We start from the raw sequence: 15,937 nt of genomic DNA on the forward strand, positions 1-15,937 counted from the left end.
TTCAGTTGTTCAGCCAGGGGTGTTCACTCGTGTTCATGCCTGAACAGCGTATTTGACCCATCTCCTTACAGATCAACCACCTGCCAGTTCTGGCACGAAACTCGCTCTGCAGGGTTGCCAGATTCATTCCAATAATAAAAAGGGCGTGTCATGTCATTGACCCTGGAACATGTCTCCCGCGTCGTCGAAGGCCAAACCTGGATCGACGACGCCAACCTGCGTTTCGAAGCCGGTTCCTTCAACGTGTTGCTCGGCCGCACCCTGTCCGGCAAGACCAGCCTGATGCGCCTGATGGCTGGCCTGGACAAGCCCGACAGCGGCCGCATCCTGATGAATGGCGTGGACGTCACGCAAAAGCCGGTACGCCTGCGCAATGTGTCGATGGTCTACCAGCAGTTCATCAACTACCCGACCATGACCGTGTTCGAGAACATCGCCTCGCCGTTGCGCCAGGCCGGTGTGTCCAACGAGCTGATCCAGAGCAAAGTGCTGGAAACCGCGAAGATGCTGCGCATCGAGAAGTTCCTGCAGCGCCACCCGCTGGAGCTGTCGGGCGGCCAGCAGCAACGCACGGCCATGGCTCGTGCGCTGGTCAAAGACGCCGAACTGATCCTGTTCGACGAGCCGCTGGTGAACCTGGACTACAAACTGCGCGAAGAACTGCGTCAGGAAATGCGCGAACTGTTCAAGGCGCGCCATACCATTGCCATCTACGCCACCACCGAACCCAACGAAGCCCTGGCCCTGGGCGGCACCACCACCATCCTGCATGAAGGCCGTGTCATCCAGAGCGGCAAGGCTGCCGAGGTGTACCACCAGCCACAGACGGTGCTGGCGGCCGAGCTGTTTTCCGAGCCGCCGATTAACCTGATGCCCGGACGTATCAGCGGCAATGAAGTGAGTTTCGCCAACTTTGTGCACTTCCCGCTCAACGTCGACCTGCGACCCATCGGCGAGGGCGAGTTCCGCTTTGGCGTGCGCCCCAGCCATATCAGCCTGGTGCCGAGCAACGACGATGACCTGGAGCTGGCCGTCACCGTGGAGGTGGCTGAGATCAGCGGCTCGGAAACTTTCCTGCACGTGCGCAGCGAGCATTTCCTGCTGGTGCTGCACCTGCCGGGCGTACACGAGTACGACGTCGACGCGCCGATCCGCGTGTATATCCCCACCCATAAACTCTTTGTGTTCGATGGCCAGGGCCGCTTGGTCCAGGCCCCTGGGCGCCGTATTGCGAGGGTTGCCTGATGGCCGAGATCCATTTGCAGAACCTTGCCCACAGCTACAGCCCTACGCCGGCTGGCCCTGAGGACTACGCGATTCGGGAAATGAACCATGTGTGGGAGCAGGGCGGCGCCTACGCCTTGCTCGGGCCGTCGGGGTGCGGCAAGTCGACCTTGCTGAACATCATCTCCGGCCTGCTCAGCCCGTCGGAAGGCCAGGTGCTGTTCGACCATAAAGTGGTCAACGACCTGACTCCGGAAAAACGCAACATCGCCCAGGTGTTCCAGTTCCCGGTGGTGTACGACACCATGACCGTGTTCGATAACCTGGCCTTTCCGCTGCGCAACCAAGGCATGCCCGAGGCGAAAATTCACAGCAAGGTGCAGGAAATTGCCGAGGTCCTCGACCTGCAAAACCTGCTGAGCAAAAAGGCGCGCAACCTCACGGCCGATGAAAAACAGAAAGTCTCCATGGGCCGTGGCCTGGTGCGCGATGACGTGTCGGCGATCCTGTTCGATGAACCGCTGACGGTGATCGATCCGCACCTGAAGTGGAAGCTGCGGCGCAAGCTCAAGCAGATCCACGAGCAGTTCAATATCACCATGGTCTACGTGACCCACGACCAGCTCGAAGCCTCGACCTTTGCCGACAAAATCGCGGTGATGTACGGCGGGCAGATCGTGCAGTTCGGTACGCCGCGCGAGTTGTTCGAGCGGCCCAGCCACACGTTTGTCGGCTATTTCATCGGCAGCCCGGGGATGAACCTGATCCAGGTGCAGGCCGAGGCGGGCGGGGTGCGTTTTGCCGGGACACTGTTGCCCTTGTCCGAGGCGTTGCAGCAGCGCATCCGCGACACCGGCTACAAGAAACTGCAGGTGGGCATCCGCCCGGAATTTATCCACGTGTGGGACGAGTACAACCCTGACGCGCTGCAGGCCAACGTCACTCACGTCGAAGACCTTGGCACCTACAAGATCATGACCCTCAACCTCGACGGCGCGCCGTTGAAAGTGCGCCTGGCCGAAGACAAGCCGGTGCCCGAAGGCAAAGCCTCGATCAGCTTCCCCGCGCAATGGCTGATGGTCTACGCCGATGACTATCTGCTGGAGGTGCAGCCATGAACAAGGTGCAGAACAACAAGGCCTGGTGGCTGGTGTTGCCGGTGTTCCTGCTGGTGGCGTTCAGTGCGGTGATCCCGATGATGACCGTGGTCAACTACTCGGTGCAGGACATCTTCGACCAGTCCAGCCGCTACTTTGTCGGCGCCGACTGGTACAAGCAGGTCTTGCTCGACCCGCGTTTGCACGACTCCTTGCTGCGCCAGTTCATCTACTCGGCCTGCGTGCTGTTGATCGAAATCCCGCTGGGTATCGCCATCGCCCTGACCATGCCGACCAAGGGCCGCTGGTCGTCGCTGGTGCTGATTATTCTGGCGATTCCGCTGCTGATTCCGTGGAACGTGGTGGGCACCATCTGGCAGATCTTCGGCCGCGCCGACATTGGCTTGCTGGGTTACAGCCTCAACGCGTTGGGCATCAGCTACAACTACGCGGCCAACACCATGGACGCGTGGGTCACGGTGCTGGTGATGGACGTGTGGCACTGGACCTCGCTGGTGGCGCTGCTGTGCTACTCGGGGCTGCGGGCGATTCCGGATGTGTACTACCAGGCCGCGCGGATTGATCGTGCGTCCGCCTGGGCGGTGTTCCGACATATCCAGTTGCCGAAGATGAAAAGCGTGCTGCTGATCGCGGTGATGCTGCGCTTCATGGACAGTTTCATGATCTACACCGAGCCCTTCGTGCTCACCGGTGGCGGACCGGGTAACGCCACTACCTTTCTGAGTCAGACGCTGACCCAGATGGCTGTCGGCCAATTCGACCTGGGCCCAGCGGCGGCGTTTTCCCTGGTGTACTTCCTGATCATCCTGTTGGTGTCCTGGCTGTTCTACACCGCCATGACCCATTCCGACGCCAACCGCTGAGGCCGCCAACATGAGCAAACGCAAGCTAATACCCTTACTCATCTACATCCTGTTCCTGCTGGTGCCCATCTACTGGCTGTTGAACATGTCCTTCAAGAGCAACACTGAAATCCTCGGCGGGCTGACGTTGTTTCCGCAGGATTTCACCTTGGCCAACTACAAGGTGATCTTTACCGACCCGAGCTGGTACACCGGCTACCTCAACTCGCTGTACTACGTCAGCCTGAACACCGTGATTTCCCTGAGCGTGGCGCTGCCGGCGGCGTATGCCTTCTCGCGCTACCGTTTTCTGGGTGACAAGCACTTGTTCTTCTGGCTGCTGACCAACCGCATGGCGCCGCCGGCGGTATTCCTGCTGCCGTTTTTCCAGCTGTATTCGTCCATCGGGTTGTTTGATACCCACATCGCTGTGGCCCTGGCCCATTGCCTGTTCAACGTGCCGTTGGCGGTGTGGATCCTTGAAGGCTTCATGTCCGGGGTGCCCAAGGAAATCGACGAAACCGCCTACATCGACGGCTACTCGTTTCCCAAGTTTTTCGTGAAGATTTTTATTCCGCTGATCGGCTCCGGCATCGGTGTGACGGCGTTTTTCTGCTTCATGTTTTCCTGGGTCGAGCTGCTGCTGGCGCGCACCCTGACCTCGGTCAACGCCAAGCCCACCGCGGCGGTGATGACCCGCACGGTGTCAGCCTCAGGGATTGATTGGGGCGTTCTGGCGGCGGCGGGGGTGTTGACCATCCTGCCGGGCATGCTGGTGATCTGGTTTGTTCGCAACCACGTGGCCAAGGGCTTTGCCCTCGGCCGGGTCTGAGGAGTCGATGATGGAATGGATGGCCTGGACCACCCCCACCGCGTTGTTCTTTGGCGGTATTGCCCTGTTGCTGGTGGGCATGACCACGTGGGAATTGCGCTCGCCGAGCATCCCGCGGCGCGGCGTGTTGCCGATCAGCACCACCCGTGGTGATCGTTTGTTTATCGGTCTTCTCGGCAGCGCTTACCTGCATTTATTGGTGATCGGCGTTACCGACTGGAGCATCTGGGCGGCGTCCGCGCTGTCTGTGGTGTGGCTGTTGAGTGTGATGCGTTGGGGCTAGACATGTTCTGTGCAGGCCCGAGCGTGTTGTGGCGAGTGAGCAAGCTGCCTCGCCACAACACGCTCGGGCCTGCACAGACTCAGGGGCGCGTCGCGTCTGTAGTCCCGTTTGAAATTAACCAGGAGGTCTCTATGTTGAATAAAAACAATAAGCTGCGACATAGCATTTCATTGGCCGCCGTACTGGCCCTCAGCGGTTTGAGCGCCACGGCCTGGGCCGATGCGTATGAAGATGCGGCGAAAAAATGGATCGGCAGCGAGTTCAAACCGTCCACCCTCACCGAAGCCCAACAGCTCGAAGAGTTGAAGTGGTTTATCAAGGCGGCCGAGCCGTTCCGTGGGATGAAGATCAACGTGGTGTCGGAAACCCTCACCACCCACGAGTACGAGTCCAAGGTGCTGGCCAAGGCCTTCAGCGAAATCACTGGGATCAAGCTGACCCACGACCTGCTGCAGGAAGGCGACGTGGTGGAAAAGCTGCAAACCCAGATGCAGTCCGACAAGAACATTTATGACGGCTGGGTCAACGATTCCGACTTGATCGGTACGCACTTTCGCTATGGCAAGACCGAGTCGATTACCGACCTGATGGCCAACGAAGGCAAAGACTTCACCTTGCCGACCCTGGATATCAAAGACTTTATCGGCATCTCCTTCACCACCGCGCCGGACGGCAAGATCTACCAGCTGCCCGACCAGCAATTTGCCAACCTCTATTGGTTCCGCGCCGATTGGTTTGAGCGCCCGGAGCTGAAAGCCAAGTTCAAGGAAAAATACGGTTACGAACTCGGCGTCCCGGTGAACTGGTCGGCCTATGAAGACATTGCCAAATTCTTCAGCGAAGACGTCAAGGAAATCGACGGCAAACGCATCTACGGGCACATGGACTACGGCAAAAAAGACCCGTCCCTCGGCTGGCGCTTCACCGATGCCTGGTTCTCCATGGCCGGTGGCGGCGACAAAGGCCTGCCCAACGGCTTGCCGGTGGACGAGTGGGGCATTCGTGTGGAGGACTGCCACCCGGTGGGCTCCAGCGTGACCCGTGGCGGCGACACCAACGGCCCGGCCGCCGTATTCGCTACGCAGAAATACGTGGACTGGATGAAAGCCTACGCACCACCTGAGGCGGCGGGCATGACCTTCTCCGAATCCGGCCCGGTGCCGTCCCAGGGCAACATCGCCCAGCAGATCTTCTGGTACACCGCGTTTACCGCCGACATGACCAAGCCTGGCCTGCCGGTGGTGAACGCCGACGGCACGCCGAAATGGCGCATGGCCCCTTCGCCGGTCGGGCCTTATTGGGAAAAGGGCATGAAGAAGGGCTATCAGGACGTGGGTTCCTGGACTTTCCTCAAATCCACCCCCGAGAAGCAGAAACTCGCGGCCTGGCTTTACGCGCAGTTCGTGACCTCGAAAACCGTGTCGCTGAAGAAAACCATCGTTGGCCTCACGCCGATTCGTGAGTCCGATATCAACTCCCAGGCCATGACCGACCTGGCGCCCAAACTTGGTGGCCTGGTGGAGTTCTACCGCAGCCCGGCGCGGGTCGAGTGGACGCCGACCGGCACCAACGTGCCGGACTATCCACGCCTGGCGCAGCTGTGGTGGAGCAACATCGCGGCGGCTGCCAGCGGTGAGAAAACCCCGCAGCAGGCGTTGGATAACCTGGCCAAGGAACAGGACGCGATCATGACGCGCCTGGAGCGCTCTAAAGTGCAGCCGGTGTGTGGCCCGAAAATGAACCCCGAGCGTGATGCTCAGTACTGGTTCGACCAGCCGGGCGCGCCGAAGCCGAAACTGGCCAATGAGAAGCCTAAAGGCGAGACCGTGGCTTACAGTGATTTGCTCAAGTCGTGGGAGGCGGCGCGTAAGTAAACGCGTTGGGCGGTAGTACAAAGCGGCACTTAGGTGCCGCTTCGAATGTGGGGAGCTGGCTTGCCTGAGATAGCGGTCTGCCAGCCAACACATCAGTGGCTGATGCACCGCCATTGCAGCATAGGTATCTACACATCTTTTTATGGGTTGAATTCTTTGGTTGTCGCGGGGGCGGTGGGTACATATCCGTTGCTGCGGTAACGGCTTCGTATGGTTCCGCTCTTACAGCGGGTCACTTTTGGAAAAGAGCCCCAAAAGTAACCAAAAGGGCTCTTGCCCCACCACTCGGCACCTCGCTTAGGCTCGGTGTGCCCTCACTCCGGCTTTGGAGCGGGGGCCGCCGCCATGGGCCATCCTTGGCCCATCGCGGCTAAACCGGCGTCCTGCCGGTTTACCCCCGCTCCAAAGCCTGCGTTCGGCCAGCGTGGTTTAACGGGGCGCCTAAGATCAAAATCAAGAGCAAGAGCACGGCGGCCTAGTAGCCGACCTGAGTGGTTGAAGCAAATCAAAAGCAAAGCCGAGGCGGCCTGACAGCCGACCTGATCTCTGAAACTGAACTCAATCTAATGTGGGAGCTGGCTTGCCTGCGATGGCATCAACTCGGTGTACTTGATGGACCGATGTGCCTGCATCGCAGGCAAGCCAGCTCCCACAGAAAAGCAGAGCACTGCAGTGCTGGCAGCCAAGCCCGCTCCCACAGTTGGATCTCGGTACATCAGACAGAGAGTGTGCTGCTGTGCTGTTGCCCTGCTTTTGCTTCAACCACTCAGGTCGGCTACTAGGCCGCCGTGCTTTTGCTCTTGATTTTGATCTTAGGCGCCCCGTTAAACCACGCTGGCCGAACGCAGGCTTGAATCCGTGGGTAACCCGGCAGGACGCCGGGTTAGCCGCGATGGGCCAAGGATGGCCCATGGCGGCGGCCCACGGATTCAAGCCGGAGTGAGGGCATGCCGAGCCTAGGCGAGGCACCGAGTGGTGGGGCAAGAGCCCTTTTGGTTACTTTTGGGGCTCTTTTCCAAAAGTGACCCGCCGTAAGGGCGGAACCCTAAGCAGCCGTTACCGCAGCAACGGATATGTACTCAATCTACCTAAACCATCGCAGGCTAAACGCAACACAAAAAGTTGCGTAGATACCTATGGCTATCGCAGGCAAGCCAGCTTCCGCAGTAAATGGCGGCGATCTCGCAATCAGCTCAGCTCAGGGCTTGTGGCTGGATCTGCAATACGCCGTCGACATCCTTGGCCAACCCACTGGCCAGCAGCAGTGGCGCCAGGCGCTGGTGCAACTGCGGCTCGACAAACTCTTTCACCGTGTCCAACGCCAGCACACCACTGAGCGGCAACTCGGCCTTGGTGTACGACAGCCACGCCTGCTTGAGCTTCATCAACACATCGCTGCCCGCGGTCGAGGCGAAGCGACGGTGGGTCGGTTTGCCGTCGAAGTTGAACGTGTGCTGGAACGCGTAGCCGGTTTCATCGCCGTTGCTGGCGGCGCAACGTACACAGGTGCAGGGGCCGTCGCCGAACGCGCTGCGCAGGTAGGTGTTGAAGTCCACCACGGGCTTGAGTGACAGGCGCTTATCCACCTCGAACAAGTCCCCGGTCATTTTATCGTCAGTGTTCAACGTCCATTTCCTCGCAGGTCGGCAGGTGTATTTCAAAGCGCGGCACAATAACAGCCACACGGCATTTTGGGGATAATTTGCATAACAATAGATCCCGATATTCTTTTCCTGTCTTAAACATCGCCGCTAGGCTTCATCACCTTCTCGAAAGCGCGGCAGACCTCCATGATATTCAAGCGTTCCTCCCTGACCCTTTTAGCCGCGTCGCTGGCCGCCGCCAGCGCCGTGCTCAGCCCCGGCGCCCAGGCCGAAGGCAAGATCAGCATTGCCCAGCAATTCGGCATCGGCTACCTGATCCTCGACGTGGTGCGCGACCAGCACCTGATCGAGAAACACGGCAAGGAGCAGGGCCTGGATATCACGGTGCAATGGAACAGCATTTCCGGCGCCACTGCGATGAATGAATCGCTGCTGGCTGGCGCCTTGGACGTGGTCTCGGCCGGTGTGCCGCCGATGCTCACGCTGTGGGACCGTACCAAGGGCAAGCAGAACGTCAAGGCCATTGCTTCCTTGGGCTCGATGCCCAACTACCTGCTGACCAACAACCCTAACGTGAAGACGCTCAAGGACTTCACCGAGAAAGACCGCATCGCCGTGCCCGCCGCCGGCGTGGGTTTCCAGTCGCGCACCTTGCAGATCGAGACCGCCAAGCAGTTCGGCGCTGCCAACTTCAAGAAGTTCGACGATATTTCCATCAGCCTGGCCCACCCCGACGCCACGGCAGCGTTGATTGCCGGTGGTTCGGAGATCAATTCGCACTTCTCCAGCCCGCCATTCCAGTACCAGGAATTGCTCAACCCGAATGTGCACAAGGTACTCAGTTCCTACGACGTTCTCGGTGGGCAGGCGACGTTCAACGTGCTCTACACCACACAGAAATTCCATGATGAAAACCCCAAAACCTATAAGGCGTTCTACGCCGCGCTGGCTGAGGCCGAGAAGATCATCAAGGCCGACAAGCCTGCGGCGGCCAGGGCGTATATCCGCGTAGAGGAATCCAAGCTGCCGTTGGAGCTGGTGGAGAAAATCGTCCAGGACCCGGAAATCGATTTCACCATCGTGCCGCAACGTACCTACATTTATGCCGAGAAGTTGCAGGAGCTGGGCGTGTTGAAGAACAAGGCGGGGAGCTGGAAGGATTACTTCTTTGAAGAGGCACATGGCGGGGATGGCAGCTGATCTCAGATACGCACACACAATGTGGGGGCTGGCTTGCCTGCGATGAGCATAGGTATCTACACATCTTTTTATGGGTTGAATTTTTTGGTTGTCGCGGGGGGCTGGGTACATATCCGTTATTTGGGTAACGGCTGCTATGGGTTCCGCTCTTACAGCGGGTCACTTTTGGAAAAGAGCCCCAAAAGTAACCAAAAGGGCTCTTGCCCCACCACTCGGCACCTCGCTTAGGCTCGGTGTGCCCTCACTCCGGCTTTGGAGCGGGGGCCGCCGCGATGGGCCATCCTTGGCCCATCGCGGCTAAACCGGCGTCCTGCCGGTTTACCCCCGCTCCAAAGCCTGCGTTCGGCCAGCGTGGTTTAACGGGGCGCCTAAGATCAAGATCAAAAGCAAGAGCACGGCGGCCTAGTAGCCGACCTGAGTGGTTAGATCAAAAGCGAAGCCAAGGCGGCCTGACAGCCGACCTGATCTCTGAAACTGAACTCAATCTAATGTGGGAGCTGGCTTGCCTGCGATGGCATCAACTCGGTGTACCTGATGGACCCAGGTGTCTGCATCGCAGCGGTGCGGCGATCCGACAAGCCAGCTCCCACAGAAAAGCAGATCTGCTTCTGCTGTGCTTTTGCCCTGCTTTTGCTTCTACCACTCAGGTCGGCTACTAGGCCGCCGTGCTTTTGATCTTGATCTTGATCTGAGGCGCCCCGTTAACCACGATGGCCGAACGCAGGCTTGAATCCGTGGGTAACCCGGCAGGACGCCGGGTTAGCCGCGATGGGCCAAGGATGGCCCATGGCGGCGGCCCACGGATTCAAGCCGGAGTGAGGGCATGCCGAGCCTAGGCGAGGCACCGAGTGGTGGGGCAAGAGCCCTTTTGGTTACTTTTGGGGCTCTTTTCCAAAAGTGACCCGCTGTAAGAGCGGAACCCTAGGTAGCCGTTACCGCAGCAACGGATATGTACTCATATCTACCTAAAAAACCGGTCAAAAACTTAGCGCAACACAAAAAGTTGCGTAGATACCCATGCTGCGATGAGGCCGTGTCAGCTGACATATTTCCAGCTGACCCACCGCTATCGCAGGCAAGCCAGCTCCCACCTTTGATCCTCATCGCCCGAGCATCAGCGAAAGAACTCCCCCGGTGTTGCATCAAACTGCTGACGAAACGCTGCGATAAACGCCGACGTCGACTCATACCCACACCCCAGCGCCACATCCGTGACCCGCTCACCTTGTTCCAGCGCCGGCAGGGCACTCAGCAGCCGCAGCCGCTGGCGCCATGCGCGAAACGTCAGCCCGGTATCACTCAGGAACAACCGGCTGAGCGTCTTCTCACTCACCCCCAGCTTGCGGCTCCAGTCTCCCAAGGTCGTATGCTGTTCCGGGTGCAGATTCAGGCTGCGATAGATCTGCCGCAACCGCACGTCGTGGGGCAACGGCAGCATCAAGTCCACCTGGGGCGCAGCCGCAAGCTGGTCCAGCACCACCTGGGCCAGACGCCCATCGGGCCCATCCTCGGTGTATTCCACCGGCAGCTCGCTGAAGCTGCGGATCAACTCGCGCAACAAACTGCTCACCTCCAGCACCTGGCAACGCTCGGCCGCCCACGCGGTGACGCTGCAATCGAGGTACAGGCTGCGCATTTCCGTGTGTGGCGAACTGAACACTCGGTGCGGCACGCCCGCCGGGATCCACACCGCGCGCTGGGGCGGGGCGACGAAGCGGCCGACGCTGGTCTGGATCTCCAGCACCCCGGAAATCGCGTAAGACAACTGCACCCACGGGTGGCTGTGCCGGCGGGTCAGCGCACGATTGGGCAACGATTCGGTGCGCCCATACACCGGTCGTGGCAGGCTGGAAAGCCCGGGCACACTGCGCCGCACGGTCTTGTCATGTCCTTTAGGCGGCATTTACTGGCTCATTGGCGTTAGTCGGTAATAAGCCGTTACGTTAGAGTCGCAGCGATGCTCTTGGCAACCCCTGGAAGATTTGCTTATGACCCGCCCGCGTTTTTTGCCCGATAACTTCACACTGATCCTGATCGCCACGGTGATCCTCGCTTCATTGCTGCCCGCCAGCGGCCAGACCGCCGTGGCCTTTGGCTGGGTGACGAACTTGGCTATCGCGCTGCTGTTTTTCCTGCACGGCGCCAAGCTGTCGCGCCAGGCCATCGTCGCCGGTGCCGGGCACTGGCGCCTGCACCTGCTGGTGTTCAGCTTGACCTTTGTGCTGTTCCCCCTGCTGGGCCTGGCGCTCAAGCCGTTGCTGTCGCCGCTGATCGGCAAAGACCTGTACATGGGCATGCTCTACCTCTGCGCGTTGCCGGCCACGGTGCAATCGGCGATTGCCTTCACCTCATTGGCGCGCGGCAATATCCCGGCGGCGATCTGCAGCGCAGCGGCCTCCAGCCTGTTCGGCATCTTCCTCACGCCGTTGCTGGTGGCCCTGCTGCTCAATGTGCACGGTGACGCGGGCTCGACCGTCGACGCGATCTTGAAAATCAGCGTGCAGCTGTTGCTGCCGTTTGTTGCCGGGCAAATTGCCCGTCGTTGGATCGGCGAGTGGGTGGGCCGCAACAAATCCTGGCTGAAATTCGTCGATCAGGGCTCGATCCTGCTGGTGGTCTACGGCGCGTTCAGCGAAGCGGTCAACGAAGGCATCTGGCATCAGATCCCGCTGTGGGAGCTGGGCGGCTTGGTGGTCGCGTGCTGCGTGTTGCTGGCGCTGGTGCTGGTGGCGTCCGCGGTGCTGGGCAAGGCCTTTGGCTTTAACCAGGAAGACCGCATCACCATCTTGTTCTGTGGCTCGAAGAAAAGCCTCGCCACCGGCGTGCCGATGGCCCAGGTGCTGTTTGCCGGCGCGACCATGGGCGTGTTGATTCTGCCACTGATGCTGTTTCACCAGATCCAGTTGATGGTGTGTGCGGCGCTGGCGCAGCGCTACGCCAAGCGGCCGGAAAGCATCCCCGAGATGATGGGGCAGGTGGATCCGTGATCTAGGTCACACCCTTGGCCGAATCCCCTCAAGTTAACGCCTGCCCAGACGACTACCCTTATTGAGAGCCCAATAAGGAGTGTCGGCATGAACGTTAAAGGTATTTCGGTATTTACCGGCCTGTTTTGCCTCTGGGCAGGTGCCTGTGCTGCGGCACAGACAGTGGGGCAGGGCACCATTTATTTCACTGGCGCCATCGTGGAACCTGGGTGTGCGACAAATGCGCGCAGCGGCGCGGTGATGGAACTGAACGGGTGCGCCATTTCCAACCGGGGCAGCCGCTTCGATGTGAGCAATGTGTCGCCGGTGGCCAGCGTCAATGCCGCCCATGTCAAGCTGGTGGCAGACAGCGGCAACGGGCGCTATTACGACCAGCGCTATCTGCTGGTGGACAGCGCCGGCAAGCCGATCCAGTCGGGCAACTACGTGATCACCATGACCTCGCCCTAAACCTCAGCGCGACGATCCGCGTCAACAGCGTGGCCAGAAACCTATAGAATGCTCGGCGGCGGCGCTGTTCTGCGTGGCCGTAGGATCATCGCCAGAGTACCTCGCCCGCCAATGAGCATTTCAGCCGCAACCCCCCAAGCCAACTGGCAACCGGTCATCGCCCTCGCGTTGGCCGCATTTGTATTCAATACCACCGAATTCGTACCGGTCGGCCTGCTCAGCGCCATCGGCGCCAGCTTCGACATGCCCATCGCCAGCGTCGGCCTGATGCTCACCATCTATGCCTGGATCGTGTCGTTGACCTCGCTGCCGGTGATGCTGCTGACGCGTAACGTCGAGCGGCGCAAGTTGCTGATCGTGTTGTTCGGCTTGTTTATCGCCAGCCATATCCTCTCCAGCGTCGCCACCAGCTTCGGCTTGCTGATGGTCAGCCGCATCGGTATTGCCTTGTCCCATGCGCTGTTCTGGTCGATCACGGCCTCCTTGGCCGTGCGCTTGGCGCCGCAAGGCAAGCAAGTGCAAGCCCTCGGCCTGCTGGCCACCGGCACGTCCCTGGCGATGGTCTTGGGCATTCCGCTGGGCCGCCTGCTCGGCGAAGCCATGGGTTGGCGCACCACGTTCCTGGTGATCGCCGCGTTCGCCGCCGCCCTGGTGTTCTGGTTGGCGCGCACTTTACCGGCGCTGCCGAGCCAGAACTCCGGCTCGCTGCGCAGCCTGCCGATGCTGTTCAAACGCCCGGCACTGGTGGCGCTCTACGTGCTCACCGCCATGGTGGTGACTGCGCAATTCACGGCCTACAGCTACATCGAACCCTTTGTCGAAGGCGTTGCCGGCCTGAGTGGCAATGTGGTGACCCTGTTTCTACTGGTGTTCGGCGGCGCGGGCATCATCGGCTCGCTGCTGTTCAGCCTCGTGCACCGCTTCAACCCGCACCTCTTCGTGGTCAGCGCGGTGTTCCTGCTCGCCGCGTGCCTGGCGCTGATGCTGCCCTTGAGCGGCGCCGAGTCATACCTCGTCGGCCTGAGCGTGTTCTGGGGCATGGCGATCATGGGCTTTGGCCTGGCCATGCAATCCAAGGTTCTGGTGCTGGCACCGGACGCCACCGACGTGGCCATGGCGATGTTCTCCGGCATCTACAACATCGGCATCGGCGGCGGCGCCCTGATGGGCAGCTGGGTCGGCAGCCACTTCGGCTTCGCCTGGATCGGCGCGGCAGGTGGGGCGCTGGCGGCGGTGGCGTTGATTGGGTACTGCCTGGCGATTCATCGGTATGGCCAGGGTGTGGCGCGTAGCTGACGCGAAAAATCGGCACAGATTAAAGACAATTCCTACAGGGCGTTTTGTTGCCCATTGCTACCGTCGCGCCGGGCCTGCCACATCCCGTGGTGACGGCAATTGCCACGACCTTGAACAAGAGGCGTGGCACTTGGAATGCAATGGAGTCGATTGTGCAAAAACGTTTGACCGCAGAGTTTCTAGGTACCTTCTGGCTAACGTTCGGCGGCTGTGGCAGCGCCATTCTGGCCGCGGCATACCCAGGGTTGGGCATTGGTTTTGTCGGTGTTTCCCTTGCGTTTGGTCTCACCGTGCTGACCATGGCTTACGCGGTGGGTGGCATTTCCGGCGGGCATTTCAACCCGGCGGTGACGATCGGCTTATGGGTGGGGCGTCGTGTTCGCAGCGTTGATGTGCTGCCGTACATTGCGGTGCAGGTGCTTGGCGCGACGGTTGCCGCTGCGGCACTGTTCGAGATCGCCAACGGGCAACCGGATTTTTCGGCGGGCGGTTTTGCCGCCAACGGTTATGGCCCGCTCAGCCCAGGCAAGTTCGACTTGTTTGCCGCGCTGCTGGCAGAAGTGATCGCCACGTTCTTCTTTGTCCTGATCATCATGCGGGTGACTGCGCCGGGTGCGCCGGCCGGTTTTGCGCCGATCGCCATCGGCCTGGCACTGACCTTGATTCACCTGGTCCTAATCCCCGTCACCAACACCTCCGTCAACCCGGCTCGCAGCACCGGGCCAGCGCTGGTGGCCGGGGGCGAGTACATTTCGCAACTCTGGCTGTTCTGGCTGGCGCCGATCGTGGGCGGGATACTGGGTGCGTTGGCAGCCCGTGTGTTGGGCGAGCGCAACTAAGCGCGAGTCGTTTCCGAGAGCGTGTTTGGCGGCGGCGGGCCTATCTATAAGGCCGCCGTTTGCCAATGCCTCCCGGAGCCGATTGCCGATGCCATGTTCATTGATCAAACCCGCACTCTTCACCGGTATTTGCACACGGATGCTCAGCCTTTCAAGCCAAGCCGCCAGTTTTGATTGCACGAAGGCCAAGGCCGCTGACGAGATCGCCATCTGCGCCAACCGCAATCTCAATGACCAGGACGTAACGATGGCGTTGCTCTACGGCCTGAACAAGCACTTCATGGCCATGGGTGGACGGGCAAGCGGCCTGGCTCAAGCAGCGGCGCAGGTGCGGGTCACGGGTGAGTTGCCTGAGTGACGCCTAGATGCAACGGATTGGCATGTTGCGCGGGTTTATTGATGAGCGGGTGATGACGAAGGGGCCGTTCTGAGCGCCCTCGCCACACGGGTCATGGTGCGCTGTTAAAGCGCAGCCAACACCGCCTCCAACTTCTCCTGATCCCGCGCAAACTGTCGAATGCCTTCCGCCAGTTTCTCTGTGGCCATCGCATCTTCATTCGACGCCCAACGGAACTGCGCTTCGGTCAATTGCTGACGCGCTTCGCCTTCGGCGCCCGGCAGCAGTTTGCGTTCCAGGGGGCCGTTATCCTCATCGAGTTTTTGCAGCAAGTCGGGGCTGATGGTCAGGCGGTCGCAACCGGCCAGCTCTTCGATCTGGCTGAGGGTGCGAAAGCTCGCGCCCATCACTACCGTCTCAATGGCGTTGGCCTTGTAGTAGTTGTAGATGCGCGTTACCGACTGCACGCCCGGGTCATCAACGCCGGTGTAGTCCAGGCCGGTGTTTTTGCGGTACCAGTCGTAGATGCGGCCCACGAACGGCGAGATCAAAAACACCCCCGCATCGGCGCAGGCCACGGCCTGGGCGAAGGAGAACAGCAAGGTGAGGTTGGTCTGGATGCCAGCCTTTTCCAGGCGTTCGGCGGTGCGGATGCCTTCCCAGGTGGAGGCCAGCTTGATCAGCACACGGTCGCGGCTGATGCCGGCCTGGTCGTACAGGGCGATTAATTGGTTGGCTTTGGCCCACAGCGCGTCTTCATCGAAGGACAGACGCGCGTCGACTTCGGTGGAGATGCGCCCCGGAATCACCTTCAGAATGCCGGCACCCACCGACACCGCAAAGTGATCGCAGGCCAGGCCCACGTCGCCTTTGGACAGGTTCACGGCATTGCGCAGCAGCTCGGCGTATTCCGGGATGGCGGCGGCTTTAAGCAGCAACGACGGGTTGGTGGTGGCGTCCACCGGGCGCAGGCGGCTGATGGCTTCGAGGTCGCCGGTGTCGCAGACCACGGTGGTGAATTGCTTGAGTTGTTCGAGCTTGGACGTCATGA

14 protein-coding genes and 1 pseudogene are annotated in these 15,937 nt (G+C 60.4%); 12 read left to right on the plus strand and 3 right to left on the minus strand.

All coding sequences use genetic code 11. From position 1 onward, the window contains the following. Window positions 1-150 precede the first annotated feature (150 nt). The 6 genes from K0P33_RS12910 (at window position 151) to K0P33_RS12935 (ending at window position 6,173) form a co-directional block, all read left to right on the plus strand. The gene (locus K0P33_RS12910) at window positions 151-1,245 is read left to right on the plus strand and encodes an ABC transporter ATP-binding protein (RefSeq protein WP_242155553.1); all 1,095 of its coding nucleotides are present in this window, start codon (window positions 151-153) and stop codon (window positions 1,243-1,245) included. After that, window positions 1,245-2,342 carry an ABC transporter ATP-binding protein gene (locus K0P33_RS12915; protein WP_242155554.1) on the plus strand — a complete coding sequence of 366 codons (1,098 nt, stop codon included), beginning with the start codon at window positions 1,245-1,247 and terminating at the stop codon, window positions 2,340-2,342. The genes K0P33_RS12910 and K0P33_RS12915 overlap by 1 nt, the downstream gene beginning before the upstream one ends. Then, on the plus strand, window positions 2,339-3,205 hold the full coding sequence (locus K0P33_RS12920) for a sugar ABC transporter permease (protein WP_025858174.1): 867 nt from the start codon (window positions 2,339-2,341) through the stop codon (window positions 3,203-3,205). Before K0P33_RS12915 ends, K0P33_RS12920 begins: the two co-directional genes overlap by 4 nt. Window positions 3,206-3,215: 10 nt before the next feature. Further along, window positions 3,216-4,016, plus strand: coding sequence for a carbohydrate ABC transporter permease (locus K0P33_RS12925; protein WP_242155555.1), 801 nt, complete (start codon window positions 3,216-3,218; stop codon window positions 4,014-4,016). Between the two features lie 10 nt (window positions 4,017-4,026). Next, on the plus strand, window positions 4,027-4,299 hold the full coding sequence (locus tag K0P33_RS12930) for a DUF2160 domain-containing protein (RefSeq protein ID WP_094951503.1): 273 nt from the start codon (window positions 4,027-4,029) through the stop codon (window positions 4,297-4,299). Between the two features lie 131 nt (window positions 4,300-4,430). Further along, window positions 4,431-6,173: an ABC transporter substrate-binding protein gene (locus K0P33_RS12935; protein WP_094951502.1), complete on the plus strand. Its 1,743-nt coding sequence runs from the start codon at window positions 4,431-4,433 to the stop codon at window positions 6,171-6,173. A gap of 1,193 nt (window positions 6,174-7,366) precedes the next feature. Here K0P33_RS12935 and K0P33_RS12940 read toward each other — a convergent pair. After that, window positions 7,367-7,798, minus strand: a complete 432-nt coding sequence (locus K0P33_RS12940; RefSeq protein WP_242155556.1) for a hypothetical protein — start codon at window positions 7,796-7,798, stop codon at window positions 7,367-7,369. 165 nt (window positions 7,799-7,963) lie between these two features. Between K0P33_RS12940 and K0P33_RS12945 the strand changes: the two genes are divergently transcribed. Continuing rightward, window positions 7,964-8,977 (plus strand): ABC transporter substrate-binding protein, encoded by a 1,014-nt coding sequence (locus tag K0P33_RS12945; RefSeq protein ID WP_242155557.1) that lies wholly within the window; start codon window positions 7,964-7,966, stop codon window positions 8,975-8,977. Between the two features lie 1,114 nt (window positions 8,978-10,091). Here K0P33_RS12945 and K0P33_RS12950 read toward each other — a convergent pair. Then, window positions 10,092-10,880: a helix-turn-helix transcriptional regulator gene (locus K0P33_RS12950; RefSeq protein WP_094953426.1), complete on the minus strand. Its 789-nt coding sequence runs from the start codon at window positions 10,878-10,880 to the stop codon at window positions 10,092-10,094. A gap of 85 nt (window positions 10,881-10,965) precedes the next feature. Between K0P33_RS12950 and K0P33_RS12955 the strand changes: the two genes are divergently transcribed. The 5 genes and pseudogenes from K0P33_RS12955 to K0P33_RS12975 all read left to right on the plus strand — a co-directional run bounded on the left by K0P33_RS12955 (window position 10,966) and on the right by K0P33_RS12975 (window position 14,980). Next, on the plus strand, window positions 10,966-11,964 hold the full coding sequence (locus tag K0P33_RS12955) for a bile acid:sodium symporter family protein (protein WP_094953425.1): 999 nt from the start codon (window positions 10,966-10,968) through the stop codon (window positions 11,962-11,964). An 87-nt stretch (window positions 11,965-12,051) separates the two neighbouring features. Beyond that, window positions 12,052-12,414: a hypothetical protein gene (locus K0P33_RS12960; RefSeq protein ID WP_094953424.1), complete on the plus strand. Its 363-nt coding sequence runs from the start codon at window positions 12,052-12,054 to the stop codon at window positions 12,412-12,414. A gap of 111 nt (window positions 12,415-12,525) precedes the next feature. Beyond that, window positions 12,526-13,710: a sugar transporter gene (locus tag K0P33_RS12965; RefSeq protein ID WP_094953423.1), complete on the plus strand. Its 1,185-nt coding sequence runs from the start codon at window positions 12,526-12,528 to the stop codon at window positions 13,708-13,710. Between the two features lie 140 nt (window positions 13,711-13,850). Next, the gene (gene aqpZ / locus K0P33_RS12970; protein WP_094953422.1) at window positions 13,851-14,549 is read left to right on the plus strand and encodes an aquaporin Z; all 699 of its coding nucleotides are present in this window, start codon (window positions 13,851-13,853) and stop codon (window positions 14,547-14,549) included. Window positions 14,550-14,637: 88 nt separating this feature from the next. Further along, a pseudogene (locus K0P33_RS12975) lies at window positions 14,638-14,980 on the plus strand (hypothetical protein). A gap of 31 nt (window positions 14,981-15,011) precedes the next feature. On the opposite strand, the gene tal reads toward K0P33_RS12975, so the two are convergent. Further along, window positions 15,012-15,935, minus strand: coding sequence for a transaldolase (gene tal / locus K0P33_RS12980; protein WP_094953421.1), 924 nt, complete (start codon window positions 15,933-15,935; stop codon window positions 15,012-15,014). Window positions 15,936-15,937: the final 2 nt, after the last annotated feature.

Origin of the sequence: Pseudomonas sp. ArH3a, assembly GCF_022648765.1 — a bacterium.
Lineage (GTDB): Bacteria > Pseudomonadota > Gammaproteobacteria > Pseudomonadales > Pseudomonadaceae > Aquipseudomonas.